Source organism: Arthrobacter ginkgonis (assembly GCF_039540195.1).
Taxonomy (GTDB): Bacteria; Actinomycetota; Actinomycetes; order Actinomycetales; family Micrococcaceae; genus Zafaria; species Zafaria ginkgonis.
On sequence record NZ_BAABEO010000019.1, the window covers coordinates 128,894 to 154,484 of the forward strand.

Sequence of the window (25,591 nt, forward strand, 5' to 3'; positions counted from 1 at the left end):
AGGAGCACCACCCAACATGACCGAAGCACTCGAGGCCGCACTGTCCGCGGACACCGCACCCGCGGACGCCATCGGCGATGAACCCGTCTGGTGGCCCACCACCGCCCTGCAGCGCGGCCTGGTCGCCCACGCGGCCGTCTGCGCGGAGGCCGGAACCGCCGACCCCTACGTCGGACAAACCCGCATCCGCATCGACGGCGGCCTGGATCCCGCTCACGCCGGGCAGGCCACCGCCGCCCTGCTGGCCGGCCTGCCCAACCTGCGCGCCGGCTTCCTGATCGACGACGCCGGGGATCCGCTGGCCTTCGTGGAGCCGCTGGCCGAGCCCGCCCTGGCCGAGGCCTTCCGGCTGGCCCCGGCCGGCAGCTCCGCCGCCGAGGTGGCCCGCGCCGAGCGGGAGGCCGGGTTCGACCTGGAACTGCCCCCGCTGGTCCGGCTGGTGCTGGTGCCGGCGGGCCCCCGGCGCCACGAACTGGTGGTTACCGCCCACCACTGCGTGCTCGACGGCTGGTCCATGCCGCTGCTGCTGGGCCAGTGGCTGCGCCACCTCGCCGCCGCACGGGGCGAATCCGCCCCGGAGTCCCTGCCGCGCGCCGGTGCCGGGTACGAACGGCACCTGGCATGGCTCGCGGGCCGCGACCGCGGGGCGGCCGCCGCCCACTTCGCCGACGAGCTGGCCGGGGCCGGCGAGGAGGACCTGCCGCACTGGCTCGCTGGCCCGGACGCCGCGGGCACCGAGCGCCGGGTGCGCACCGCCGTGCTCGACGCCGCCACGGCCCGCTCGCTGGAGCGCACCTGCCGGCGGCTGGGCCTGACTCCGGCAGGGGCGGTGCGTGCCGCCTGGGGCCTGGCCGCCGACTTCGCCGGCGGCACCCGCGGCGCCGTGTTCGCCGTCCCGGTGGCGCTGCGTAATCCCGACGAGTGCGACCCCGACCCGGAGGAGGGCGGGCAGATCTGCGGCATGCTCACCGAGAGCGTGCTGGCCCGCCTCGACTACGCGCCCGGGGACACGCTGGGCCAGGTGGCCCTCCGGCACCAGGACGCCTGGGCCGCGTCGCTGCCGCACCAGCACCTGGGCGTGCGCGGCATCGAGGCGGCCGTCGCCTCCCCCCGCGAGGCCGCCTGGTCCCTGGTCGGGTTCGACGCCGCAGCCCCGGCCACCGCGTTCACGCTGGATTCGGGACTGCAGGCCCGCCTGTCCGCCACCGCCGACGGCAGCCACTACCCGGTCGCCGCCCACGCCACCGCGGGCCAGGAGTGGACGCTGCAGGTGGAAACCGACCCGCACCGGGTGCCCGCGGCCAGCGCCGAAGCCCTGATGGACGCCTTCACCCAGGCCCTGCGGGCCCTCGCCGGGACCCCGGAAACCCCGGTGGCCGGCACCGTCCTCCTCGGCGACCGGTCCGTGCGCGGTTTTGAGGTCAGCCGCTTCGAGGTCAGCCGTTTGGAGGCCGGCCGCTCGGCACCCTCGCCCGTGCCGGCCGGCACGCCGGCCCTGCTGCCCGAACTGTTCCGGGCCCGCGTCGCCGCCACGCCCGGGCGCACCGCGCTCGTGGCCGCCGGCGTCCGGCACAGCTTCGCCGACCTCTCCTCCGCAGCGGCGGACGTCGCCGGGCGCCTGCGGGCGCTGCTGGCCGACCCCGGCACCACCGGCGCGCCGGTCCTGGCGCTGCGCCTGCCGCGCACCGCCGAGCAGGTCGCGGCGATCCTCGGCGCCCTGGAGGCGGGGCTGGCCGTGATGCCGCTGGACCCGGCCTGGCCGCAGGCCCGCCGCGACCGCGCCCTGGCCCTCTCCCGCGCGGCGCTGGTCTGGGACGCGGAGGGGCTGCGGCCCACCGGGGCACCGGGAACCGCCGCCGCCGCGCAGGCACCCACCGCCGCCTCCACCGCCAGCGTCATCTTCACCTCCGGCTCCACCGGCGAACCCAAGGGTGTGGCCGTGTCCCACGGGGCGCTGGCCCACCTCTTCGAACGCCACCGCACCGAGCTCTACCCCCAGGGCCGGGTGCTGCGCGTCGCCCACAGCGCGGCCTTCCACTTCGATGCCCACTGGGACGCGTTCATGTCCCTGTTCGCCGGGCACGAGATGCACCTGCTCACCGAGGAGCAGTACCTCGACGCCCACGCCCTGGCCACCTACGTGCGCCGGGAGGGCATCGGCTACCTCGACTTCACCCCGACGCTGTGGAACGCGCTGCTGGTGCAGGGTGGCCTGGACCGCCTGCCGGAGCTGTGCGTGGTTGGCGGGGAGGCGTTCCCCGCCCCGCTGTGGGAACGCATGCGGGCCATGGCCGCCTCCAGCGGCTCGCGCGTGTTCAACCTGTACGGGCCCACCGAGGCGACCGTCGACGCCCTCGCCGCGGAGGTCTCCGAGACCGAAAATCCCACCGTCGGCCGCCCCGTCGGCGCCACCCGCGCCCTGGTCCTGGACACCCTGCTGCGCCGCGTCCCCGCCGGCACCGTCGGTGAGCTCTACCTGGCCGGGCCGCAACTTGCCGACGGCTACCTCAGCCGCCCCGCCCTGACCGCCCAGCGCTTCGTCGCCGACCCGGATCACCCGGGGGAGCGGCTCTACCGCACCGGCGATGCCGCCAGCTGGGGCACCGACGGCCGGCTGGTGCTGCTCGGGCGCACCGACGCCCAGATCAGCCTGCACGGGGTGCGCATCGAACCGGGGGAGATCGAGGCCTTCCTGCTCTCCCGCCCCGGCGTGCAGCGCGCCGCCGTCGTCAAGGTCACCGACCCGCGGCTGGGCGAGCGGCTGGCCGCCTACGTGGTTCCCGAGGCCGGCCGGGCACCGGCCGGAGACGAGCGCCGGGCCGAGCGATGGGGCGAGGAACTGCGCGCCGACTGCGCCGCCGGACTGCCGCGCGCCATGGTGCCGGCCGCCGTTGTGGTGCTGGACACGCTGCCGGTCACCGGCAGCGGCAAGCTGGACACCCGCGCCCTGCCGGCTCCCGTTTTCGGCGGCCGGGCCGCCGACGGGGCGGCGGCCGGCGGGCGGAACGCCGAAGCACCGGCCGCCGGGGCCGCCGAGCTGAAGGCCGTCACCACCGCGCTCACCGCGGTGCTTGGCCTGGACACCGCCCCCGAACCGGACGCCGACTTCATGGCCCTGGGCGGGGACAGCATCAGCGCCATCCAGGCCGTCGCCGCGCTGCGCCGCGCCGGCCACCGCCTCACCGTCGCCGCCCTGCTGGCCGCCCGGACCCCTGCCGCCATGGCCCGCGCCCTGCAGCCGGCCACCGACCCGACCGCCAATACGGCCGGACCGGCTGCCGGGACGGCCGAAGCCCGCACCGCGGCCCTGGGCCCGGCGCGCCTGGCCGCCCTGCGGGAGCACGTCGAACGCCACGCGGACAGCCCGCTCACCGACGTCTGGCCACTCACCCCCACCCAGCTGGGCATGGTCCTGCACCACGAGCGCGACGGCGGCAGCACCTACCTGACCTGCACCCGCTGGCGGATCGCCGCGGACGCCGCCACCTCCCTGCCGACCGCGACCGCGGTGCGCGGCGCCCTGGCCGCGCTCGCCGGCCGGCACCCGCAGCTGCGCGCCCTCATCTGGCAGCACGACCTGCCCGCCCCGGTGCTCGCCATCGCCGCCCGCGCCGACCTGCCGTGGGTCGAGGACGACCTGCGCGGTGCCGCCGATCCGGGCACCGCAGCCATGGAGGCCGCCGTCGCCGACGCCGAGGCGCGGCTGCTCGCCCGCCCGATGCCGCTGGACCAGGCCCCGCTGGGGGCCGCCGCCCTGCTGCGCACCGGAGATGCCGAATGGACGCTCCTGTTGTGCCTGCACCACCTGCTCGCCGACGGATGGTCCACCCCGCTGCTCACCGCGGACCTGCGCACCGCGCTCGCCGGGCACGACCTGGCCGCGGGGCCGGACATGACCGGCTACCTGGACTGGCTCGCCGGCCTGGACGCCGAGCGGCCCGCGTTGGAGGCCGCCTGGCGCGCCGGGTTCGCCGGGTTCGCCGGCCCCACGCTGCTGGCACCCTTGGCTGCCGGCGCGGACGCCGCCACGGCCCCGACCAGCGACCCCGTGGCCGGTCCGGCGCGCGGCACGGCCGTGCTGGACCCGGCCGCCACCCGGGATCTCTCCGCCGCCCTGCGCGCCGGCGGGCACACCCTCGCCGACGCCGCCCAGGCCGCCTGGGCCTGCGTGCTGGGCGCGGTCACCGGCCGCACCGACGTCGCCCTCGGTGCCACCCGCTCGGGCCGCGACGCCGACGTCGAAGGCATCGCCGACACCGTGGGCATGTTCATCACCACCGCCCCGGTCCGGCTGCGCCCGGTCCCCGGCGCTGCCTCCGCCGACCTGCTCGGCCAGGCCCGCCGCCAGGGAACCGGCCTGGCCCGCGCCGCCCACCTGGGCATGGGGCGCATCAAGGCCCTGCTCGGCGCCGAACCGTTCGACACCCTGCTGGTCGTCGAAAACTACCCGGCCGACGAGCCCGGCAGCGGCCCGCTGCGCGTCCAGGCCCTCGGCGGCTCCGACGGCACCAACTACCCCGTCTGCGTCACGCTGCAGCCCGGGACGGCGCTGGGACTGGAGGTCGAGCTGCAGGACGGACAGGGCCGCCATGGCCCGGCGGCCGCAGCGACCGCGCAGGCCCTGGCCGAGGCAACCGTCGCCGCGCTGGCCGCGCTGGCCTCCGGCACCCAGCCCGAACCCGACGCGCTGGGCCTGGACGACGTCGCGGCGCAGTATGCCCGGACCGCCCAGCACGCCGGTACCGGCCTGCCGGATTCCGCGGCCGCAGGGGACACGGCCGCGGAGCCGGCCGTCGCCGGGGCCGATTCGGGGGCCGTCCCGCTGGCCGCCGCGGCGATCGCCGCCGTGCTGGGCCTGGAAACGGTCGGCCCGGACGATGACCTCTTCGCCCTCGGCGGCGACTCGATGAGCGCCATCGCCCTGGTCGGCGCGCTGCGGGCCCGCGGCCTGGCCGTGGCCGTGGGGGACATCTACCGCGCCCCGACGGCCACGGCCCTTGCCGCCCTCGCGACCCCGGCAGTGCCCACCGGCGCGACGCCGGGCGCCGAAACCCTGGGCTCCGAAACACCTGGCGCCTCCGCCCGCGGTGCGGCGGAACCCGTGGATGGTTCGCTCCCGGCGACCCCGGCGCTGTCCTGGTACGCCGAACTGCTGGCCACCGGGGCTTCCGGCTCCGGATTCCAGCAGCTTCGCCTCGTGGCCACCCCGGCCGGGCTGGACGCCGGCATGCTGGCCGCCGCCCTCGACGCGCTGGCCGCCGCCCACCCGGCGCTGCGCCTGCGGGTCTCCGCCGGCTTCGCGGAGATCCTCCCCGCGGAGTCCTTCCGCGCCGCTGGCGGGGTCCCGCTGACCGTGCTCGACGCGCACGCCGACGACGCCGCGACCACCGCTGCCCTCGCCGCCGCCTGCGCCCGGCTGGACGAAGGCGCCGGCGCCGTCTTCACCGCCGTGTACCGGCCCGGAGGGGACGCCGGGGGCCGCGGCCTGCTGGCGCTGGCGGCCCACCACACCGCAGTGGACATCTACTCCTGGCGCGTCCTGGTGGATGACCTGCGCCGGTTCGTCGCCGACCTGCCACCCGTCGCCGACCCTGAATCCGGCGCCCTGAACTTCGGCGCCCAGAACCCAAGCGCCATGAATCTCGCCGCATGGGCCCGCGCGCAGCACGCCGCAGCCCGCACGCTGGAAGCCGACGCCGGACTGGTGGCCCGCTGGGAGCGCACCCTCGCGCCCGGGCTGGCCCTGTCCGAGGCCGCGGCCCGTGCCGCCGTCGATTTGGGCCCTGTCGATCTGGGCACCGTGGGCGAGGCCGTCGAGGAGGTGGCCACGCTGGATGCGGGCACCACGGCGGCCCTGCTGGAGGCCGCCGCCGAGCACGGCATGGACAACCTGCTGCACGCCGCCCTGGCCGGCGCCCTCTCCGGCCTGTCCACCCTCCCCGGCCTGCCGGGAGGTGGCCCCGCGCCCGCGCTGGTGCTGGAGGCCGAAGGCCACGGCCGGCCCTTGGGCACCCCGCTCGGGGACGGGCGCGACGGCGTCGACGTCTCCGGAACCGTCGGCTGGTTCACCGCCACCTGGCCCCTGCGCCTGGACATTCCGCGGGCCGAACTCCTTGGCGCGCACGTCCCCGGCCCCGGGGAGTGGCTGGCCGCCGCCCTCGCTGCCCGGTCCGCGGTGCCGGCCGACGGCACCTCCTACGGGCTGCTGCGCCACCTCGCCCCGACCGCGTCCGGGCGGCTGCGCGCCGCGGAGGCCGCCGGCGGACCCCAACTGCTGGTCAACTACCTGGGCCGGGACACCGTCGAGGCCGGGGACTGGCGCCCCGCCGCGGACGCCGCCGCACTCGAATCCGCCCTCGGCCTGCACGCGGGACTGCCGGCCACCCACCCCGTGGAACTGAACGCCTACGTCGCCGACACCGCCGACGGGCCGGTGCTCACCCTGCGCTGGCAGTTCGCCGCCGCCAACGCCACGGCCCGCGCCCTTCCGGCCCGGACCGCCGACGCGCTGGCCGCGCTGGCCGCCTCCGACCCGCGGGAACTCGCCGCGGCGGCCCGCCCGGCGGCCGTGCACGACGCAGCCGGCATCGGACCCGCGGAGGCCGCCGCGATCGTGGCCGCGCACCCGGACGCGGACGCCGTCTGGCCGCTCACCGGCGTCCAGCGCGCCATGGCCGTGCACGCCCGCACCGCCGACCGCGACGTGTACCGTTCGCTCGCCGGGCTGGACCTGCACGGGGACCTGGACCACGCCGCCCTGGAGCGCGCCGCCGCTGACCTGTTCGCCCGCCATCCGCAGCTGCGGACCGTGCTGCACTGGCCCGCCGCCGGCGACCCGGTGCTGGTCGGCCGCGCCGGCCTGGTCCCCGGGTTCGAGGCGCGCACCCTGCACGGCCTGGACGACGCCGGCCGCGCAGCCGCGTCCGCCGCCGCCCGCGCCGAACAGATGGACACCGGCTTCGACCTGGGGCGCGGACCGCTGCTGCGCCTGCTGCTGCTGGACTTCGGAGCCCACCCGGCCACCGGCGAGGCCCACCACCACCTGGTGCTCGCCAACCACCACCTGCTGCTGGACGGCTGGTCCATCCCGCCGCTGGTGGACGAGCTGCTGGCCGGGATCGCGGACGCCGCCGGCGACCGGCCGGCCCCCGTCGGCCCCGCCGGCAGCGGGTACGACGCCTACGTGCGCACCTTCGCCGGCCGCGACGACGCCGCCGCGGCCTCCGCGTGGGCACGCCGCCTGCGGGACGCCGGCGCCGGTCACGTGCTGCCGACCGGGCACCTGGAGAACGGGGATCCGGAGAAGGGTGCGGCGGTCGACGGCGGCCGCCCCGGAATGGCCACCGCCACCGTGGACCCCGCGGTCCACGACCGCCTGCGCACCGCCTGCCGGGCCGCCGGGGCCACCGTCGCCGAGGCCGTGCACGCGGCCTGGGCCCTGGTCCTGGGCGCCCTGCTGGACACCGACCGCCCGGTCTTCGGCACCGTCAGCTCCGGCCGGCCCGCTGGCCTGCCCGGCGCCGACCGGATGCCCGGCATGTTCATCAACACGCTGCCGGTCACCCTGGAGCTCGCACCGGAGCTGGCGCGTGGGGCAACCGGCGGGGGAACGGCCCCCGGCTCCTCCGCACTGCTGCGGGCCGCGCACGCCGCCCAGGCGTCCCTGATGGCCGACGGCTCCGTCCCGCTGGCCGAGATCACCAGGGCGCTGGGCGTCGGCACGCTCTTCGACACGCTGGTGGTGGTGGAGAACTACCCCGCCCCGGACGCGGACACCTCCGCCGGCGGACTGCGACTGGGGGAGATCGTCTCCGACGACGCCACCGACTACCCCCTCTGCCTGTCCGTGGACACCGGCAACGGACACGCCGGGCTCGGCCTGGAACTGGAACACGACGCCCGCATCCGGCCCGGCACCGCCGAGGCCCTGCTGGGAGCGGTCGCCGAGGCCCTGGAAGCGCTTGCCGCCGGGACGGACCTTCCGGCCCTGCGCCGCGACCTGGCCTCCCGGCTCGGCGAGGCCCGCGGCACGCTGGCCGCCCTGCGGTCGCAACGCCCCGCGGCCGCTCCCGGCGGCGGCGCACCCGCGGCCACCGTGGCAGCGGCCTACGCCAGCGCGCTGGGCCTCAACGCCGTGGGGCTGGACGCTGTGGAAACCGATGCGGACTTCTTCCGCCTCGGCGGAGACTCGATCCGCGCCATGGCCGTCGTCGCCGCGCTGCGCGAGCGGGGCTTCGCCGCCACCGTCGCCCAGGTGTTCGGCACCCCGGTCGCCGCGGACCTCGCCGCCGTCGTGCGGCCGATCACCGCCGACGCATCCCCGACGGACAAACCGCCGACGGCAACGCAGCCGACGGACGCCCCGCCCGCCGGGCCCCCCAAACCCATGATCTCCCTGGGCGGGGCCGCGCTGGCCTCGCTGAACGACCTGCTGAGAGGAACCCCGTGACCGCCACCACGACCGAGGCGTCCGCCGCGGAAGCCCCCGCGATCATCGACGTCCTGCCGCTGGCCCCGCTGCAGAACGGGCTGCTCTTCCACGCGCTCGCCGACCCGGCCGCCCTGGACGTCTACACCATGCAGTCCACCTACCGCTTCGCCGCCCCGGTGGACGCGGCCGCGCTGCGCACCGCCTGCGCCGCGCTGCTGGATCGCCATCCGATCCTGCGCGCCGGCTTCGCGCATGAGCAGTTCGACGAGCCGGTGCAGTTCATCCCCGCCGCCGTCGACCTGCCCTGGCGCACCCTGGACCTGTCCGCGGCCCTCGACCCGGCCCGCGAACTGGACCGCCTGCAGACCGGGGAACGCCAGCGCCGCTTCGACATGCACCGGCCCCCGCTGATCCGCTTCGCCTACGCCGACCTCGGCACCGGCGGTGGGGCCCTGGTGGTCACCAACCACCACATCCTCCTCGACGGCTGGTCCGACGCCCTGCTGGTCACCGAGCTGCTGGCGCACTACCGCGCCGGCGGCCGCGACCACACCCTGGCCGAGGCCCCGCAGTTCCGCAGCTACCTGGAGTGGCTGGCCGCCCAGGACCAGGCCGCCGCCCGCGGCCTCTGGCGCGACGCGCTCGCCGGCCTCACCGCAGGAACCCTGGTGGCCCCGGCCGGACCGGACCGCCCCGCGGTGCTGCCCGACGTCGTCGAACTGGACCTGACCGAGACCCTCAGCCGGGACGTGCAGGAACTGGCCCGGCGCTGCGCCGTTTCGGTGAACACGGTCTACTCGCTGGCCTGGTCGCTGGCGCTGCGCCGGCTGACCGGCCAGGACACGGTGGTGTTCGGCTCCACCGTCTCCGGCCGCCCGCCGGAGCTGGACGGCATCGACTCCATGGTGGGCCTGTTCCTGAACACCGTCCCGGTGGCCTGCGCGATCGACCCCCACCGCACCGTCGCGCAGGCCCTGCGCGCCCTGCAGGACCGCCAGGGCGCCCTGCTGCAGGCCCAGCACGTCGGACTGGCCGCGATCCAGCAGGACGCCGGGATCGGCACCCTCTTCGACACCCTCTACGTCATGCGCAACACCCCCGAGGACGACGAGGCCCTCGACGAGCTCTCCGCGGCCACCGGCCTGCTGGAGATCGACGGCGGCGACGCCACCCACTACCCGCTCACGTTCATCGTCCACCCGGGGGAGCCGTACCGGCTGATCCTCGCCCACCAGGGCGACCTGTTCGACGCCGGCCAGGCCACCGCGATCCTCGAGGCGACCATGGCGGCCCTGGCCGGGCTCGCCGCCCACCCCGAGGCACCGCTGGGCCGGGCCCTGGGCTGGGGGACGTCCCCGACGGATGCAGGGGCAGCGGACGCGGCCGCCGCCACCCTGGAGGGCACCCGCCTGCCGCTGGAGGCCGAGTCCCTGGCCGCCCGCCTGCACCGCGCCGCCGCCGCGCATCCGCGCCGCCCGGCCCTGGTGGACGGGGCCGGCACGCTCGACTACGCGGGCCTGTGGGAGCGCACCGCGGCCGTCGCGACCGCCCTGCACGACGCCGGGATCCGCCCCGGCGACCGCGTCGCCATCGGCCTGCCGCGCGGGGCTGACTTCGTCGCCGCGATCTTCGGCGTGCTGGCCGCCGGCGCCGCCTATGTGCCGCTGGACGCCGCGCACCCGGACGCCCGCGTGGCCCGGATGCTGGAAACCGCCGGGGCCCGCGCCGTCCTGCTCTCCCGCGCGGCACCCCGCCCTCTTTTTGCGAACGGCCCGCAGGAGGCCACCGGGACACCGGCGGTGCTCCATGTGGAGGACCTGCCCGCCTTCGCCGGCACCGTTTCGTCCGAGCCGGTGCCCACCGCCCGGTACCTGCACCCCGGCTACGACCACGCGGACCTGGCCTACGTCATGTTCACCTCCGGCTCCACCGGCGAACCCAAAGGCGTCGCGGTGCCCCACCGCGGCCTGGTGAACATGCTCGCCAACCACCGCCGGCACGTGTTCGGCCCGGCCATCGACGCCCACCCGGACCGCCCCCTGGCGGTGGCGCACACCGTCTCCTTCGCCTTCGACATGTCCTGGGAGGAGCTGTTCTGGCTCATCGAGGGGCACACCGTCCACGTGCTGGACGAGCAGCTGCGCCGCGACTCCGCCGCCATGGTGGCCTACCTGCGCGCCGAAGGCATCGACGTCATCAACGTGACACCCTCGGTCTGCTCCGCCCTGCTGGCCGAGGGGCTGCTCGCGGCTGGGGCGCACCACCCGACCCTGGTGCTGCTCGGCGGCGAAGCCGTGACGGCGGACGTGTGGGACGCCCTGCGGGCGGCGGACGGGACGGTCGGCTACAACCTCTACGGGCCCACCGAATACACCATCAACACCCTGGGCGCCGGCACCGACGACTCCGCGGTGCCGGTGGTCGGCGGCCCCATCGAGAACACCGCCGTGATGGTGCTGGACTCCGCGCTGCGCCCGGTCGCCCCCGGAGCCCCGGGGGAGCTGTACGTGGCAGGAGACGGGCTGGCCCACGGGTACGTCGGGCGCGCCGCGCTGACCGCCGGGCGCTTCGTGGCCAACCCCTACGGCGCCCCCGGCTCGCTGATGTACCGCACCGGCGACGTGGTCAGCCGCGGCGCCGACGGGCAGCTGCACTTCCATGGCCGCTCCGACGCCCAGGTGAAGATCCGCGGCTACCGCGTGGAGCCCGGCGAGGTGCAGGCCGTGCTCGCGGCCGACCCGCGCGTGGGCACCTGCGCGGTGCTGGCCCGGCGGATGCCGCAGGGGCAGCTGGCGCTGGTCGGCTACGTGGTGCCGGTGGCGGCGCCGGCCGACGCCGAGGCCGCCGAGGCGCTGCTCGACGCCGTCCGCGCCCGCGCCCGCCGCGAACTGCCCGACTACATGGTCCCGGCCCACCTGATGCTGCTGGAGGCGCTGCCGCTGACCGCCAACACCAAGCTGGACACCGCCGCGCTGCCGCTGCCCGCCCACCTCCCCGGCCGCCCCCCGGCCGGCGAGGCGGAGCAGGCCGTCGCCGCGGTGTTCGAGGACGTCCTGGGCGTCGCCGGCGTGCGTGCCGGGGACGACTTCTACCTCCTCGGCGGCGACTCGCTGCGCGCGATGCGCGCCGTCTCGCTGCTGCGGGCCCGCTTCGAGGTTCCCCTCGGCGTCGGCGCCCTCGCGGCGGCCCCCACCGTGGAGCTGCTCGCCGCGAAGCTGGGGCAGGCCGCGGACACGTCCTTCGACCCGGTCCTGCCGCTGGCCTCCGGCACCGGAAAGCCCCCGCTGTACTGCTTCCACCCGGCGGGCGGGCTCGGCTGGAGCTACGCCGGCCTGGCCGGGCACCTGGGTGAGGGACGCGAGATCATCGCGCTGCAGTCCCCGCGGCTGTCCGGGACCGGGGTGCCCGCCGACCTGCCCGCGCTGCGCGACGCCATGGTGGAGGCCATCCGCGCCCGCCATCCGCACGGCCCGTACCACCTGCTCGGCTGGTCCTTCGGCGCCCACCTGGCCCACCAGGTCGCCGCCGCCCTGGAGGGACAGGGGGAGGAGGTGCTCACGCTGTCCCTGCTCGACGCCGAGGCCATCGGCGCCGGCGGCCACCGGGACACCGCCGCGGACGAGGCCCCGGGGGCCGCGGACGCGCTGGAGCAGGAGGCGCTCGCGTTCCTGCTCGCCGGCTCGCTGCGCGAACTGCCCGAGTGGCTGCAGGCCCCCTACGTGCGCGCCGACGTGCTGGAGTTCCTGGCCGACGGCGACGGGGTGTGGAGCCACTTCGACCGCGCACGGCTCGAATCCATCATCGAGTCCTACCGCTACAACGTGGGCCTGCTCCCCGGCGCCTCCTACGTCCCGGTGCGCGCCGCCACCCGGCTCTACACCGCGACCATCTCGCGGACCGGCGTCCCCGCCTCCGACCCGGGGCGCGCGGCGGCCGGCTGGGCGGTGCACGCAACCGGGCCGTTCGCCCAGGACCTGGTCGAGGCCGGGCACCACGACATGACCAGCCCGGCGGCCCTGGGCGCCATCGGCCCGCGGCTGCGCGCGGACCTGATTGCCGCGGAAGTGGCCAACGCTGAATCGGGCGCGGCCGAGGCCGCCCGCTGACCCGGTACCGAACCCACACCCTTTCCTTAAACCACAGGAGAAACACCATGAACCCCTTCGACCGCACCGACGGCAGCTTCCTTGTCCTGGCCAACGCCCGCGGCCAGCACAGCCTCTGGCCCGACTTCGCCGAGGTCCCCGCCGGCTGGGACACCGTGTTCGGCCCCGGCACCCTGGACGAGGCCAACGTCTACGTCGAGCAGCACTGGACCGACATCACCCCGCGGGACGCCGCCCGGTGATCCGCTGGCTCCGCCGGCACGCGCTGGACCTGTCCCCGCTGCGCACCAGCCGCCCGTTCGCCCTGCTGTTCTGGGCGCGCACCGTCTCCATCGCCGGCATCGGCGTCATGGCCGTGGCCCTGCCCCTGCAGGTCTACGGGCTGACCGGGGACTCGCTGCAGGTCGCCATGGTGAACACCGTCCTGGGCATCGCCGGGCTGGGCGGCGCGCTCGCCGGCGGACTGGTGGCCGACCGCCGGGACCGCCGCCGGGTCATCCTGGCCGCCCGCGCCGCCGCCGTGCTCGGCTTCGCGATCCTCGCCGCCAACGCCTTCATGCCCGAACCGGCGCTGTGGGTGTTCTACCTGTGCGCGGTGATCGACGGGGTGGCCGGCGGGGTGAGCACCACCGCGCTCTCGGCCGCCGTGCCCTCCACCGTGCAGGAACACCAGTTGCCCGCCACCGCCGCGCTGATGGCCATCAGCCTGGACCTGGGCATGGTCTTCTCCCCGGCGCTGGGCGGGCTGCTCTATGCCGCCGTCGGGCCGGGCTGGCTCTACGTCTGGGTGGTCGTGGCCTGCCTGGCCAGCCTGGCGCTGCTGTGGCGGCTGCCCGCCCTGGAGCCCGGCGTTGAGGAAAACGACGGCGGCGGGAACCGCGAGGCGGCGCCCGCGGGCCTGCTGGCCGGGCTCGCCGGAGCGGCGCGCACCGCGTGGACGGACACCCGCGAGGGCCTGGTCTTCGTGGTGCGCCACCGCGCCGTCGGAGCCGTGATGCTGCTGGGCTTCATCCAGCTGCTCTGCGCCTCCCCGCACGTGCTCATCCCCGAATTCGCCGAACGCCAGCTGGGCATCGGCCCCGAAGCCACCGGCCTGCTCTACTCCGCCCCGGCGGTCGGAGCCCTCGCCGCCACCGTGGCCAGCGGCTGGACCGGGCGGGTCCGCAGGGTGGGGCGCGTGCTGACCGTGATCCTGGTGGTCGCCAGCCTCGGCGTGCTGATGCTGGGCATCTCCGGATCCATGGCGCTCGCCGTCGCGGCGATGGCGCTGACCGGCGTCGGGGACGTGCTGGCCGAGATCTTCCGCTACAGCATCATCGCCCGCGAAACCCCCGACCGGCTGCTCGGCCGCGTCGGCGCGGTGTGGAGCGCCCAAGGCACCGTCGGGGACACCCTCGGCGGGCCGCTGCTCTCCCTGCTGGCCCGCCTCGCCGGACCCGGCGGGGCGATCGCCCTCGGCGGAGCCGCCGCCGCGGTCCTCACCGTCGCCGTCTACGCCACCACCCCCGAGCTGCGCCGCCTCGAAGGCGCCGCCGACACGATGGAGCACGACGCGCCGGGCCACGACGACGTCGAGCACGGCGACACCGGCCACACCGAAAATGGCTCCAACGAAGCCGCCCGCGACAATGCCGGCGACGCGGCCGCCTCGGCCACCCTTGCCCGCACCACTACCACCACCCAGGAAGCCTGATGAGAGCCACCACCCACGATCCCCTTACCGGGGAAGCCGTCCTGCCGGACACCGAGAACGCCAAGAACGCCACCTACACCCACCCCCTGGTGGCCCGCCGCGCCCGGGTGGAGACCGTGACCCGGATCAGCGAGCGCATGGTACGCATCCGCTTCACCGGCGAGGACTTCGCCTCGCTGCGCACCGTCGCCCCGGAAGACCACGTGAAGGTCTTCTTCGACCGCGACCCGGAAGGCAATCCGGTGCTGCCGGAGGTCGCCGACGACCGCTGGACCGGGGGCCGCGCCCTGACCAGCCGCGACTACACCATCCGCCACGCCAACGCCGCCGAACGCTGGATCGAACTGGACTTCGTGCTCCACGACCACGGCGTCGCCGGACGCTGGGCCGGCACCGCCCGCCCGGGCGACGAGGTCGCGATGCTCGGCCCGCGCGGGTCCTTCCGCGTCAAGGACGTCTTCGACTGGTACGTGCTCGCCGCGGACGAGACCGCGCTGCCCGCGCTGGCCCGCTGGGTCTCCACCCTCCGCCCCGAGGCCCGCGTCCTGGCCTTCGTCGAGGTGCAGGACGCGAAGGACGAGATCCCCCTGGACAGCCCCGCGAACGTCGAGGTCACCTGGCTGCACCGCGGCGACGCCGCCCCGGGCACCACCGACCTGCTCGAGCGCGCCGTGCGCGGCGTCGACCTGCCCGCCGGCGACGGGTTCGTCTGGGTCGCCGGCGAGTCGCTCTCCATCAAGCCGCTGCGCCGCTACCTGAGGCACGAAGCCGGCCTGGACCGCGACGACCACGACGTCGACGGCTACTGGCGCCGCGGCCGCGCCGACCACGACCACCACCACGACGGGGACGAGGACAGTGCGGGCTAGCACCACCTTGCCGAAGGCACAGGGACAGGCACAGCCGCGGCCCGTGCCTCCGGGACGTGGACCGGGACCGGGGCGCGCCACGGTCCCGGCCGTCGCGGCGGTGCTGCTGGCCGCCGTCGCGGCCAGCGTCTTCGCCGGCTCCCAGCCGGTGCCGCCGGCCGACGTCGTGCGCCATGTGGCCGCGGGGCTGCGCCTGGCCTCCGGCCTGGACCTTCCCTTCGGGTGGGGGGCCGCCGGCGTGCCCGAGGCCACCGCCGCGGTCCTGGACTTGCGCCTGCCGCGCACCCTGCTGGGACTCGTTTGCGGACTGGCCCTGGGCCTGGCCGGCGCACTCTGCCAGGCCCACACCCGCAACCCGCTCGCCGACCCCGGCCTGCTCGGCGTCACCGCCGGAGCCGCCTGCGGCGTCGTGGTCTCGCTCTCCGTGCTGCGCTGGAGCTCCCCGTCCGAATACGTGTGGCTGGCGCTCGCCGGCGCCGTGCTGGCCGGGGGCATCGTCCTGGGGCTGGCTTCCCGCCTGCGCACCCTCGCTCCGGCCACCGGCCTGGTCCTGGCCGGGGCGATCGTCACCGGGGTGCTGAACTCGGTCACCAGCGCCGTCGTCCTGCTGGACAAGGCCACCATGGACGGCTTCCGCTACTGGACGGTCGGCTCGCTGTCCGGCCGCGACACCTCCGTCCTGGCCGACATCGCGCCGTGGCTGCTGCTGGGCCTGGGCCTGGCCGCGCTCAACACCCCCGCCCTGGACGCGCTGGCCCTGGGCGACGACGTCGCCACCGCCCTGGGGCGCAACGTGGCGCTGGACCGCGCCACGGGGCTGGCCGCCGTCGTGCTGGTCGCCGGGGCCGCAACCGCCGCGGTCGGGTCGATCGCCTTCCTGGGACTGGCCGCCCCGCACCTGGCCCTCCGGCTGGCGCGCGGGAAGATGGTGCCCGCCGTGGTGCTCTCCGGCCTGCTCGGGGCCGCCCTGATGCTGCTGGCGGACACCGCAGGCCGCCTGGTGCTGCCCAGTTCGGAGCTCAGCGTCGGGATCGTGCTCTCCATCGTGGGCGCGCCGCTGTTCATCTGGATCGCGCGCGGGCGGAAGGACGCCACCCCGTGAGGACGACGACGGCGGCCTCCCCGCCCGCATCCCAGTCCGCATCCCCGTCCGCAGGGCCAGGAGGCGGGATCGCCCGCGGCAGGGCCTTGCGTGTCCTGGACTCCGGCCCGTGGCGCCGCGCGCTGGCGTGGGTCCTGCTGGGCTCCCTGCTGCTGGTACTGTCCGCCGGCGCGCTCGGGCTGGCCCCGGACCCCGCCCAGTGGTGGGCGGTGGCCACCGGGACCGCGGATGCCAGGACGATGTTCCTGGTCCAGGAGCTGCGGGGGCCGCGCACCGCCGCGGCCGTCCTGATCGGCGCCGCCCTCGGCATGGCCGGGGCCGTCACCCAGGCGGTGCTGCGCAACGTGCTGGCCAGCCCCGACATCATCGGGGTGACCGCCGGCGCCGGGCTCGGCGCCGTCGCCTCCATCGTGGGAGCGGCCGGCTTTCCCGCGCTCCTGCTGCTGGGACCCTGGCGGCTGCCGCTGGCCGCGGGGATCGGCGCCCTGGCCGCCGGCGCGCTGGTGCTCCTGTTCGCCTGGCGGGGTGGTTCCGGGGGCGGCTTCACCGGAACCCGGCTGGTGCTGGTGGGGTTGGGAGTCAACGCCGGCCTCGGGGCGGCGGTGAGCTGGCTGCTGCTGCGGGCCGAGCTGCCGGACCTGGCCAGCGCGCTGGTCTGGCTCACCGGCAGCCTGAACCAGGCCACCTGGGACCTGCTGGGCCCCAGCGCCGCCGTGGCGGCCGTGGCCGGGGCCGGCTGCGTGGTGCTGGGGGCCCGCTGGCTGCCCGTGCTGGCGCTCGGCGACGAACTCGCCGCCGGGCTCGGGCTGCGGGTGCGGCCGGCGGTCCTGGCGCTGCTGGGGCTGGCCGTCGTGGTGGCCGGTGCGGCCACCGCCGTCGCCGGACCGGTGGGATTCGTGGCCTTCGTCGCCCCGCAGCTGGCCCTGCGGCTTTTCCGCACCGCCCAGGAGGATCCGGCCTCCGCCGCGTTGACGGGCGCCGTGCTGATGCTGCTGGCGGACCTGGTCGGCAAGAACCTCTTCCCGGTGGTGCTGCCCGTGGGCCTGGTGACCTCGATCGCCGGGGCGCCGTTCCTGGTCTGGGTGCTGCTCGCCCTCTCCCGGCGGCGCTGAGCGGAAGCGGAGCCGCCGGAACGGAGGGCGGGGACGCGCTACCCGGCGCCGGGGAGCGCCAGCTCCGCCAGCGCCACCTCAAGGACCGGCAGTGCCGGGGCGGAGGCGATGGCCGCCAGGTGCGCGGAGCCGGCGTCGACCCAGCGCACCCGCACGGCCCCGGCCGCCGGCAGGGTGGGGGCCGAGACGGGGAAGGTGCCGTCAGGCAGTTGGAGGGCCCCGGCCGGCCCCGCCAGGGCAGAGTGTTCCGCCAAGGCAGGATCCAGCACGGTCAGCCGGTGGGGTTCGACCCGCAGCCCGTCCCCGGTGGCCTTGAGCACCGCCTCCTTGGCCGTCCATGCGGCCATCCGCAGCAGGTCAGGGGCGGTAGCGGCCGCCAGCAGCCCGCGTTCGGCGGGGGAGAGAACCAGGGCGTCGAAGCCGTCGAAGAGGCCGGTGCGCTCGGGCCCGGCGGTCCGTTCGACGTCGATGCCCAGCACCGTGCCGGCCGGCCCGACGGCGGCCATCACCAGGGTGCGCGTGCGCGAGAGCGACACCGCGGCGCCGTCTGCCTCCGGCTTGCCGTGGTCCGTTGCACCGCAGTCGCTGCAGCGGCGGGTGATTTTCACCAGGGCGGCGGAGGCGGCGGACCCGGTGTGCACGTGCGCGGCCAGCAGGCGCAGCAGCGCCCGCGAGGCCAGCAGCGCCTCGGCGTCCTCCTCCACCCGCAGCCCCGCAGCCCTCCCGGCCTCGGCGCCCAGCACCGCCGCGTAGCCGCCCAGCGCCGCCACCGCGGTGCGGACCTCGGCGGGGGCGGCGAACGCATAGCGGATGGTGGCCGGGCGGGGATTGGACGTCACGGGGCCATCCTAAGTGCTTCGGGAGGGGGCCCGAGGCCGTGATCTGCGTTACCTTAGTGGCAAGATCGCCGCGGGCGCCGGCCAGCGCCCGGTCCGGATCCGGGAGGTGGCCGTGATGCCGGTGTTGGAGCCCGGCCCGCACAAGTCGCGCCTGATGACCGCCGTGGGCCTCGTGGGCCCCCCGGTCACCGTGATCGGTTCGGTCCTGATCTACTTCGGGTGGGTCAAGGCCGACGCCGAGGCCCGGGAAATGGGACTCGACGTGGCCCTGTTCGGGTACAACGCCCAGGACTACCTCCACGTCGGCGTCAACCACCTCTTCGTCCCGCTGATCATCCTGTTCGCCCTCGGGCTCGGCTGCCTGGGAGTGGACCGCTGGGTGGTCCGCAGGATCGGCCCTTCCGGCGCCCCGCCCGCACTGCGCCGAATCCTGAGGGGCGTTGGCCTCGCCGGCGTCGTGATCGCCGCCGCGGCGCTGCTGGTCGTGCTCATCCAGCCGGTGCGGGCCACCCTCTACGCCCCCTACGCCGTGGCCCTGGGCGTGCTGCTGGCCGCCTGGGCGCTGCGGCTGCACCGGCTGGCGGAGGGGGAGCGGAGAAAGCCGATGACGTTCGAGCAGCGCGTGGCCGAGGGCGCCGTGCTGTTCGCGCTGATCCTGCTGTTGCTGCTGTGGGGCGCCCAGGACCACGCCGAGGCCGTGGGCCGGCGCCTGGCCCTGGACCGGGAGCAACACGTCGAAGAGCTGCCGCGGGCCGTGATCTACAGCACGGTGCCGCTGGACCTGGGCCCTCCCGAGATCACGGAGGACACCGTGGGCACGGAGGCCAACCCGCTCTACCGCTACAAGGGGCTGCGGCTGGCATTGGTCAGCGAACAGCGCCTGTTTTTCCTGCACGACGGGTGGACGCCGCGGAACGGCGCCGTGGTGGTGCTGCCCGACGACGGCTCGGTGCGGATCGAATACAGCCGCTGAAAGGGGGCGGTTCCGGGGGCGGAGGCGCCAAGTTGACTGCGCCCCGACACACCTTAAGATTGTCTTGCGCCGCGGTGAATTCCAGATGGCGGACGAGGGTCCGCAGGCAAGCCTCCGGCGGCACCCTCTTTCCGGCCCTTGCCCCCGCACGCTTTCAAGATTGGTTGCTTGATGGACCTGACGCTGATCGTCGTCCTCGTCATCGGACTCGCATTGTTCTTTGACTTCACCAACGGTTTCCACGACACCGCCAACGCCATGGCGACCCCCATCGCCACCGGAGCCATCAAGCCCAAGACGGCCGTGGCGCTGGCCGCGGTGCTGAACCTGGTGGGCGCGTTCCTTTCCACGGAAGTCGCCAAGACCATCTCCGGCGGCCTGATCAATGAAGGCGAAGGCGGGGTGGCCATCACCCCCGAGCTGATCTATGCCGGCCTCATGGGCGCGGTGGTGTGGAACATGCTCACCTGGCTGCTGGGCCTGCCCTCCAGCTCCTCCCACGCCCTCTTCGGCGGCCTGATCGGCGCCGCCATCGTCGGCGCCGGCTTCGGGGCGATCGACTACGCCGTGCTGACCTCAAAGGTGCTGCTCCCGGCCGTCTTTGCGCCACTCATCGCCGGGCTCTCGGCGTACCTGTGCACCAAGCTGGCCTACTGGATCACCAAGCGCCCCTCCGGAGTTTCATCCCCCAAGCGCGGCGGCTTCCGCTACGGGCAGATCTTCTCCTCCTCCCTGGTGGCCCTGGCGCACGGCACCAACGACGCGCAGAAGACCATGGGCGTGATCACGCTGACTCTGGTCGCCGCCGGCCTGCAGACCTCCGGCACCGGCCCGCACCTGTGGGTGATCACCAGCTGCGCCATCGCCATTGCCCTCGGCACCTACACCGGCGGCTGGCGCATCATCCGCACCATGGGCTCCGGCCTGACCGAAGTGAAGCCCGCCCAGGGCTTCTCCGCCGAAACCAGCACGGCCGCCGCCATCCTCGCCTCCTCCCACCTCGGATTCGCGCTGTCCACCACCCAGGTCGCCTCCGGTTCCGTGATCGGTTCCGGCCTGGGCCGAAAGGGGGCGGAGGTCCGCTGGGGCACCGCCGGGCGCATCGCGCTTGGCTGGCTGTTCACGCTGCCGGCCGCCGGCCTCGTCGGTGGCCTGGCCGCGGCACTGGCCCACCTGGGCACCATCGGCCTGATCGTGGTGACCGTCCTGGGCGCCGGATCCCTGCTGGTCATCTGGTGGCTCTCCCGCCGCGAACTGGTGGGCCACCACAACGCCATCAGCGACGTCGACGGGGCCGGCCTGGCCGTCGCCATCCCGTCCAAGAAGGAACGCCGCAAGGCCGCCCGCGCCAAGAGGAAGCAACTCGAGGCGCAGCAGGCCGCGGCCGCCGGCACGAATCCCGAACCCGCCGAACAGGCCATCGGCCCGGCCTCCGAACAGGCGGCCGTGCAACCCGCGGGACCGCCGCCGGTACCGGTGGCGCAGGAGCCCGCCGTCCGCGCGGCCGGCGAGACCAACGAGACGGAAGAGAACGCCCGATGAGCATCAAGTGGGACGCGTTCCTGATCGTTGCCGGCACCACCTGGGTCTCCGCCCTGGCGCTGGTGGCCCTCTACTCCCTGGCGGTGCGGCTGATGGCCGTCGCCGAGGACGACGGCCGGTCGCGGGCCCTGGCCCGCTCCGGCGCGTACGCCTGCTTCGGGCTGTGCGCCCTGGTGGTCGTGTTCGGGATCGTCCTGATCGTGCCGGCGCTGAGCAAAACCATACTCGGGGTCGGCTGACTTCCTCGATGCCCGGCCACCAGGCCGCCGGCATTCCCTCAGGCGGTGCCGCTTCGCCGCGCCGGCCGCTAGGATGTGCGCCATGGCACGCTTCCGGTACTACGTGGCAGCGTCGGTCGATGGCTACATCGCCGACAGGAACAACCAACTCGACTGGCTGTTGTCCTTCGACGGCTTCGACGGGCACAAGGAATCCTACGAGGAGTTCCTGGCGGGCATCGGCGCCCTGGTCATGGGGCGCGACACCTACGCGTGGATGCACACCCACGCCCCGGGCCAGTGGCCGTATCCCGGCCTGCCCACCTGGGTCCTGACGAACCACGAACTGCCCGACTGGCCCGGCGCTGACCTGACGTTCATCCGCGGCGACCTTGCCGAGTGGGTGCAGGACATCGCCGCGGACGCGGGGGAGAAGGACGTGTGGGTGGTCGGCGGCGGGCACGTCGCCGGGGAATTCGCCGACGCCGGCCTGCTGGACGAGATCATCCTCTTCAGCATGCCCGTGGTGCTCGGCGGCGGCCGGCAGCTCCTCGCGACGGCCACCCCGCTGCGCCTGGAGGTGACCTCCTCCCGGGACTACGGGAGCGGCGTCCGCGAGACGCGCTACGACGTCGTCAAGCAGCCAGCCGCCGACCCGCCCCGGGGATAGGGCGGGCCCGGACGGGCCTACTTCTGCAGCAGCATGTTGGTGATGCGCGCCGTGCAGACGCGCTTGCCGTCCTCGTTGGTGATCACGATCTCGTGGGTGGTCAGCGTGAGCCCCAGGTGGATCGGCGTGCAGGTGCCGGTGACCAGGCCGGAGAGTCCGGGGCGGTGGTGCGTGGCGTTGATGTCCACCCCGACCGGGCGGCGGTTCCTGCCGCCGTGCGCGGCCGCGGCAAAGGAACCCAGCGTCTCCGCCAGCGCGACGGACGCGCCGCCGTGCAGGATCCCGGCCACCTGCTGGTTGCCCTCCACCGGCATGGTGGCCACCACGCGCTCCACCGAGATTTCCCTGAACACGATCCCGAGCTTCTCCACCAGGGTGCCCACGCCGTGGGCCGCGAAGCGCTCGTGCATGTCCTCCGGAACTCCGTGCGCCACCAGCTGCTCCAGGAAGGGATGGCCGGCGTCGGGGGCGGCCGCGCCGGCGCCGTGCGTCTGCGGGCCCGTGGCCCGCGTGAAATTGTCCGTCATGCCAACTAGGCTGGCACCCGTGAGCTCTACAACCAAAAACGACGCCGAGTCCCCGCGCCTTCTTGTCATCGACGGGCATTCCATGGCCTTCCGCGCCTTCTACGCCCTGCCCGCGGAGAACTTCGCGACCGACACCGGCCAGCACACCAACGCGGTCTACGGCTTCGTTTCCATGCTCATCCGCATGATCCAGGACCAGTCGCCCACGCACGTGGGCGTGGCCTTCGACCTGGACACCCCGACCTTCCGCTCCGAGGAATACACGGAATACAAGGCGGGCCGGAACAAGACCCCCGAGGAGTTCTACGGCCAGATCGACCTCATCCAGAAGGTCATGGAGGCCATGAACATCCCGACCCTCACCAAGGACGGGTACGAGGCGGACGACATCATCGCCACCCTCGCCGCGCGCGGCGAGGCGGCCGGCTGGGAGGTCGTCGTCGTCTCGGGGGACCGCGACGCGTTCCAGCTGATCACCGGCAAGACCACCGTCCTCTACCCCAAGAAGGGCGTCTCCGACATCCCGCCGATGGACGGGGACGCGGTGGAGGCCAAGTACTTCGTGCGCCCGGAGCACTACTCGGACCTGGCCGCGCTGGTCGGCGAAACCGCCGACAACCTGCCCGGCGTGCCCGGCGTCGGACCCAAGACCGCGGCCAAGTGGATCAACCTGTACGGCGGCCTCGAGGGCATCCTGGAGAACCTCGACGCGATCAAGGGCAAGGTCGGGGACTCCCTGCGCGAGCACGTCGAGGACGTCCGGCGCAACCGCCGCCTCAACCACCTGCTGCGCGACCTGGAGCTTCCGGTCACCCTGGAGGCCCTGGAGCTCGAGCGGCCCAACCGCGACGCCGTCGAGGAACTCTTCGACGCCCTGCAGTTCAACACCCTGCGCAAGCGCCTCTTCGACCTGTTCGGCGAGGAGGAGGCGGAGGCCCCGGAGACCGAGGAGGTCCCGGCCCACGTGCTGCTGGATTCGGCGGCGGCCGTCCGCGACTGGTTCGCCGCCAACGGCGGGCACACCTTCGGCCTGCACCTGCGCACCGTGGCCGGTCCGGCCGGGAACGACGCCGTCGGCGTCGCCTTCGCGACCGAGGGCGCCGCCGCGTACGCGGACCTGGAGGCCGCCGACGCGGACACCGAGGCCGAACTCGCGCGCATCCTCGGCTCCGCCGACCACAAGAAGGCCGTCCACGATTTCAAGGCCGCCTACAAGCTGCTGCTGGAGCGCGGGATCGAACTGCGCGGCGTCGAGGACGACACCATGATCTCCGCCTACCTCATCCAGCCGGACCGGCGCAGCCATGAGCTGGCGGACATCGCCCAATACCACCTGCGCATCCCGCTCGAGGCCACCGGTCCCGCCGACACCGGCCAGCTCGCCCTGGACCTGGGCGGCGAGGACGTCGCCTCCCCGGCCGTGCGCGCCGCCCACGTGGTGCGCCTGCTCTCGGGGCACCTGGCCGGGCAGGTCCTCGAACGCGGCTCCCTGACCCTGCTGGCTGACATGGAGCTGCCGCTGTCCGTGGTGCTGGCCAAGATGGAGCGCACCGGCATCGCCGTGGACACGGACAAGCTCGACGAGCTGCTGGCCGACTTCACCCGCACCATCGATGCCGCCACCGCCGAGGCCTACGCGGCGATCGGCCACGAGGTGAACCTGGGCTCGCCCAAGCAGCTGCAGGTGGTCCTCTTCGACGAGTTGGGCCTGCCCAAGACCAAGAAGATCAAGACCGGGTACACCACCGACGCCGACTCCCTGGCCGACCTGCTGGCCAAGACCCAGCACCCGTTCCTGGTCCACCTGATGACCTACCGCGACGCCTCCAAGCTGCGCCAGACCGTGGAGGGGTTGCGCAAGGCCGTCGCCGAGGACGGGCGCATCCACACCACCTACGCGCAGACCGTCGCGGCCACCGGCCGTCTGTCTTCGCTGAACCCGAACCTGCAGAACATTCCGGTGCGCAGCGAGGAGGGCCGGCGCATCCGCTCGGTCTTCACCGTCGGGGAAGGCTACGAGACCCTGCTCACCGCGGACTACTCGCAGATCGAAATGCGCATCATGGCCCACCTGTCCGGCGACGAGTCGCTGGTCCAGGCCTACCTCGACGGCGAGGACTTGCACCGCTTCGTCGGTTCGCGCGTCTTCAACGTGGACCCGGCGGACGTCACCGCCGACATGCGCTCCAAGGTCAAGGCCATGTCCTACGGCCTCGCCTACGGGCTGAGCTCCTTCGGCCTCTCGAAGCAGCTGAACATCCCCGTGGACGAGGCCCGCACGCTGATGAAGGACTACTTCGCCCGCTTCGGCGCGGTGCGCGACTACCTGCGCTCCGTCGTCGAGCAGGCCCGCGTGGACGGCTTCACCTCCACCATCGATGGCCGCCGCCGCTACCTGCCGGAGCTGGCCAGCGACAACCGCCAGCTGCGGGACATGGCCGAGCGGGCGGCGCTGAACGCCCCCATCCAGGGTTCGGCCGCGGACATCATCAAGAAGGCCATGCTCGACGTCGACGCCGCCATGGCCGAGGCCGGGCTCGCGTCGCGGATGCTGCTGCAGGTCCACGACGAACTGGTCTTCGAGGTCGCCCCCGGCGAGGCCGAGGCCCTGGAGGCGCTGGTGCGCAAGTCCATGGGAGGCGCCGCCGACCTGCGGGTCCCGCTGGACGTGCAGGTGGGCCTGGGCCGCAGCTGGCAGGACGCCGGCCACTAGCCCCGGGCGCGGCCCCCTACCCGCGGCCGGCCGGGACGCGGGTAGGGGGCAAGGGGCTGCTCCAAGTGGCCCGCCTCGGCCAGCCGCGCCAGCACCGCCACGGCGATGGCCTCGACGGCCAGCAGCGAGACGAGCACCACCAGCTGAACCACGCCCGCCTCCAGCGGCGGGGCACCGCCCAGGACCAGGCCCACGAACGCGCCGGGGAGGGTCACCGTGCCCACCGTGCGGGTCTGGTCCAACGCCGGCAGCAGCGCCTCGTGGGCGACCGGGCGGGCGACCAGTGCCCGGGCCGCCTGCGGCGGCAGGCCCAGCGCCAGGCCGGCCTCCACCTCGCCGCGGCGCACCCTGAGCTCCGCCCCGATCCGGCGCCCGGCCAGGTTGACGGCGGTCATGGCGCCCCCGATCAGCTGTCCGCACACCGCCAGCCAGGCCAGCGGCTGGACGGGCAGCACCCCGGTGGCGAGCATCAGCCCTGCGACGGGGACCACCCCGGCCAGGATCGGCAGCGCCGTGATGTGCGGGGCCGCGCCGATCCGGCGCGCCGCGGTCCAGGCAGCGACCAGCAGCATGAGCAGCAGGAATGCGGCGGACAGCGCGGCGGATCGGCTGAGCGAGGCCACGGCCCCGGCGACCACGGCCAGCTGCAGCAGGGCGCGGGCGCCGGCGAACCACAGCCGCCGGGCAGGCATCCCGAGCGCCTGGCGGGCCACCACGGACGCGACGGCCAGCAGGAGTGCCAGCAGGAGCCAGACGGCGGGGCCCAGATTCAGCAACGTGGATTGATCCGACACCG

Annotated in this window: 15 protein-coding genes; 12 read left to right on the plus strand and 3 right to left on the minus strand. The window is 74.9% G+C overall.

Going from position 1 to position 25,591, the window contains the following annotated elements:
• Nucleotides 1-16 precede the first annotated feature (16 nt).
• Genes ABD912_RS13780 through ABD912_RS13810 form a run of 7 tightly spaced genes read left to right on the plus strand, consistent with a single transcriptional unit; the run spans nt 17 to nt 17,313 of the window.
• Nucleotides 17-8,449, plus strand: coding sequence for a non-ribosomal peptide synthetase (locus ABD912_RS13780; protein WP_345151555.1), 8,433 nt, complete (start codon nt 17-19; stop codon nt 8,447-8,449).
• Nucleotides 8,446-12,537 (plus strand): amino acid adenylation domain-containing protein, encoded by a 4,092-nt coding sequence (locus tag ABD912_RS13785; protein ID WP_345151557.1) that lies wholly within the window; start codon nt 8,446-8,448, stop codon nt 12,535-12,537. The genes ABD912_RS13780 and ABD912_RS13785 overlap by 4 nt, the downstream gene beginning before the upstream one ends.
• Nucleotides 12,538-12,584: 47 nt before the next feature.
• Nucleotides 12,585-12,779 (plus strand): MbtH family protein, encoded by a 195-nt coding sequence (locus tag ABD912_RS13790; RefSeq protein ID WP_345151559.1) that lies wholly within the window; start codon nt 12,585-12,587, stop codon nt 12,777-12,779.
• Complete coding sequence (locus tag ABD912_RS13795) at nt 12,776-14,230, plus strand: MFS transporter (protein WP_345151561.1); 1,455 nt, start codon at nt 12,776-12,778, stop codon at nt 14,228-14,230. The genes ABD912_RS13790 and ABD912_RS13795 overlap by 4 nt, the downstream gene beginning before the upstream one ends.
• The gene (locus tag ABD912_RS13800) at nt 14,230-15,099 is read left to right on the plus strand and encodes a siderophore-interacting protein (RefSeq protein ID WP_345151562.1); all 870 of its coding nucleotides are present in this window, start codon (nt 14,230-14,232) and stop codon (nt 15,097-15,099) included. The genes ABD912_RS13795 and ABD912_RS13800 overlap by 1 nt, the downstream gene beginning before the upstream one ends.
• Nucleotides 15,100-15,142: 43 nt before the next feature.
• On the plus strand, nt 15,143-16,201 hold the full coding sequence (locus ABD912_RS13805; protein WP_345151565.1) for a FecCD family ABC transporter permease: 1,059 nt from the start codon (nt 15,143-15,145) through the stop codon (nt 16,199-16,201).
• A complete protein-coding gene (locus tag ABD912_RS13810; RefSeq protein WP_345151566.1) occupies nt 16,198-17,313 on the plus strand; it encodes a FecCD family ABC transporter permease in 1,116 nt (371 codons plus the stop codon). Before ABD912_RS13805 ends, ABD912_RS13810 begins: the two co-directional genes overlap by 4 nt.
• A gap of 38 nt (nt 17,314-17,351) precedes the next feature.
• On the opposite strand, the gene ABD912_RS13815 is transcribed toward ABD912_RS13810, so the two are convergent.
• Entirely contained in the window at nt 17,352-18,152 is an 801-nt protein-coding gene (locus ABD912_RS13815; protein WP_345151567.1) for a 4'-phosphopantetheinyl transferase family protein, read from the minus strand.
• A gap of 115 nt (nt 18,153-18,267) precedes the next feature.
• Between ABD912_RS13815 and ABD912_RS13820 the strand changes: the two genes are divergently transcribed.
• The 4 genes from ABD912_RS13820 to ABD912_RS13835 all read left to right on the plus strand — a co-directional run bounded on the left by ABD912_RS13820 (nt 18,268) and on the right by ABD912_RS13835 (nt 21,555).
• Nucleotides 18,268-19,125, plus strand: a complete 858-nt coding sequence (locus tag ABD912_RS13820; protein ID WP_345151568.1) for a hypothetical protein — start codon at nt 18,268-18,270, stop codon at nt 19,123-19,125.
• Nucleotides 19,126-19,296: 171 nt separating this feature from the next.
• The gene (locus tag ABD912_RS13825; RefSeq protein ID WP_345151569.1) at nt 19,297-20,667 is read left to right on the plus strand and encodes an inorganic phosphate transporter; all 1,371 of its coding nucleotides are present in this window, start codon (nt 19,297-19,299) and stop codon (nt 20,665-20,667) included.
• Nucleotides 20,664-20,906, plus strand: coding sequence for a hypothetical protein (locus ABD912_RS13830; RefSeq protein ID WP_345151570.1), 243 nt, complete (start codon nt 20,664-20,666; stop codon nt 20,904-20,906). Before ABD912_RS13825 ends, ABD912_RS13830 begins: the two co-directional genes overlap by 4 nt.
• 82 nt (nt 20,907-20,988) lie before the next feature.
• Complete coding sequence (locus ABD912_RS13835) at nt 20,989-21,555, plus strand: dihydrofolate reductase family protein (RefSeq protein ID WP_345151572.1); 567 nt, start codon at nt 20,989-20,991, stop codon at nt 21,553-21,555.
• A gap of 17 nt (nt 21,556-21,572) precedes the next feature.
• Here ABD912_RS13835 and ABD912_RS13840 read toward each other — a convergent pair whose 3' ends face one another.
• Complete coding sequence (locus ABD912_RS13840) at nt 21,573-22,082, minus strand: hotdog fold thioesterase (RefSeq protein WP_345151573.1); 510 nt, start codon at nt 22,080-22,082, stop codon at nt 21,573-21,575.
• 82 nt (nt 22,083-22,164) lie between these two features.
• Between ABD912_RS13840 and polA the strand changes: the two genes are divergently transcribed.
• Nucleotides 22,165-24,795: a DNA polymerase I gene (gene polA / locus ABD912_RS13845; RefSeq protein ID WP_345151983.1), complete on the plus strand. Its 2,631-nt coding sequence runs from the start codon at nt 22,165-22,167 to the stop codon at nt 24,793-24,795.
• Here polA and ABD912_RS13850 read toward each other — a convergent pair.
• Nucleotides 24,792-25,589, minus strand: coding sequence for an ABC transporter permease (locus tag ABD912_RS13850; protein ID WP_345151574.1), 798 nt, complete (start codon nt 25,587-25,589; stop codon nt 24,792-24,794). The two genes, polA and ABD912_RS13850, sit on opposite strands and share 4 nt — an antisense overlap.
• Nucleotides 25,590-25,591: the final 2 nt, after the last annotated feature.

Coding starts and splice junctions, on each gene's coding strand:
- ABD912_RS13800 (WP_345151562.1), top strand. CDS start 14,230: ATGAGAGCCACCACCCACGATCCCCTTACCGGGGAAGCCGTCCTGCCG.
- ABD912_RS13835 (WP_345151572.1), top strand. CDS start 20,989: ATGGCACGCTTCCGGTACTACGTGGCAGCGTCGGTCGATGGCTACATC.
- ABD912_RS13840 (WP_345151573.1), bottom strand. CDS start 22,082: ATGACGGACAATTTCACGCGGGCCACGGGCCCGCAGACGCACGGCGCC.
- polA (WP_345151983.1), top strand. CDS start 22,165: ATGGCCTTCCGCGCCTTCTACGCCCTGCCCGCGGAGAACTTCGCGACC.
- ABD912_RS13820 (WP_345151568.1), top strand. CDS start 18,268: ATGCCGGTGTTGGAGCCCGGCCCGCACAAGTCGCGCCTGATGACCGCC.
- ABD912_RS13790 (WP_345151559.1), top strand. CDS start 12,585: ATGAACCCCTTCGACCGCACCGACGGCAGCTTCCTTGTCCTGGCCAAC.
- ABD912_RS13830 (WP_345151570.1), top strand. CDS start 20,664: ATGAGCATCAAGTGGGACGCGTTCCTGATCGTTGCCGGCACCACCTGG.
- ABD912_RS13825 (WP_345151569.1), top strand. CDS start 19,297: ATGGACCTGACGCTGATCGTCGTCCTCGTCATCGGACTCGCATTGTTC.
- ABD912_RS13780 (WP_345151555.1), top strand. CDS start 17: ATGACCGAAGCACTCGAGGCCGCACTGTCCGCGGACACCGCACCCGCG.